The sequence below is a fragment of the Corallococcus sp. 4LFB genome (assembly GCF_046520365.1).
GTDB lineage: Bacteria > Myxococcota > Myxococcia > Myxococcales > Myxococcaceae > Corallococcus > Corallococcus caeni.
Genome location: NZ_JBKGHJ010001034.1, coordinates 1 through 1,187 on the forward strand (window position 1 = coordinate 1; position 1,187 = coordinate 1,187).

Sequence of the window (1,187 nt, forward strand, 5' to 3'; positions counted from 1 at the left end):
GGTGACGCGCGCGCGCAGCCGGTAGTCGCCGTCCGGCACCTGCGGCAGCGTCACCGGCGCCGTCAGGAGGCCATAGGCGTCGCGCTCCCAGCGGCCCTTGGCGTCCAGCGGCAGCGGCGTCTCCTTGCCGGCCGCGTCCACCAGGAACAGCGCCGCGGTGCCCCGGTCCACGTACGCCTTGAGCGCGAGGCCCTTCGCGTCCACGCCGTGCGCTTCCGCCCAGACCCCCACCTGGACGGAGGCGCCTCGCGCGAGGCCGTTGGCGCCCAGGCCCACCGTCTGGCGGAACTCGCCGTCCGGACACACGGGCACGTCCACGCCCTGGAACATCCAGGCGGACAGACACCGCCCGGAAGCCACGTAGGCCAGGCCTCCCCCCAGAAGCAACAGCCCGAGCCCCCCGGCCACCCATCGCCGGCGCTGGATGCCACCTGTCATGCGTTTTCTCCCCGTCTGTCCACTGTACGCCGGAAAGCCGGGAGCCGGTCCCCGCCTCCCCCCGTTGACGTATCCGTGGGGTGGCTGAGCTAGGGTGCCGCGCCATGGTCGCGCCGAAGAACCGCCCCCCGCAGGATGCCCTGCCACCCCGCCTCGATGCCCTGCTCGAGGCCCTGATGGACCGCGACTTCGCGGCGCGGCTGCGCAAGGTCTACCAGGCGGCCGCCGTCGCCATCGACCGGCTGGGGCACCTGAGCATCGTGAAGTACGAGCCCACCACCGCCGAGCCCGACGACGCCGCGGACCTGTCCCTCTGGGAGACGATGGCGCCCGCCATCGGCGAGACGCTGGTGGACGTCAACCGGCTGGTGGTCGCCATCCGCGACGCCTTCCCTCCGCCCGCGCGCCCCGCCGTGCCCAACGACGGCGGCTGGGCCCCGCCCCCCGCGAGCTCCGACGAGCGCCTGTCGCAGGAAGCGGAGGCCGTGCTGCACGCCAGCGCGGAGCGGCTGTCCAAGCGCGTGCAGGAGCTGGGCGTGCAGATGCGCCGGCCGGAGGTGGTGAGCGACCGCTGGACGCTGATGTCGGAGCTGGCCGCGTCGCGCGCGGACTTCCGCAACCGCATCGGCGACCTCGTGTACCTCACCGCCGCGGCCTTCGCGGACGTGCGCCGCGAGGACGTGGTGCCCGGCTACGCGAACCAGGTGGGCGCGCGCGTGGCCCTGCGGGGGCGCGGCGGCGGACCTGCG

At 74.6% G+C, this 1,187-nt stretch carries 2 pseudogenes; one reads left to right on the forward strand and one right to left on the reverse strand.

The window, feature by feature from the left end:
- Window positions 1-438, reverse strand: a pseudogene (locus ACLEQD_RS43840) (hypothetical protein); the annotation flags it as partial.
- Between the two features lie 104 nt (window positions 439-542).
- On the opposite strand from ACLEQD_RS43840, the pseudogene ACLEQD_RS43845 reads away from it, so the two are divergent.
- Window positions 543-1,187: pseudogene (locus ACLEQD_RS43845) on the forward strand (hypothetical protein); the annotation flags it as partial.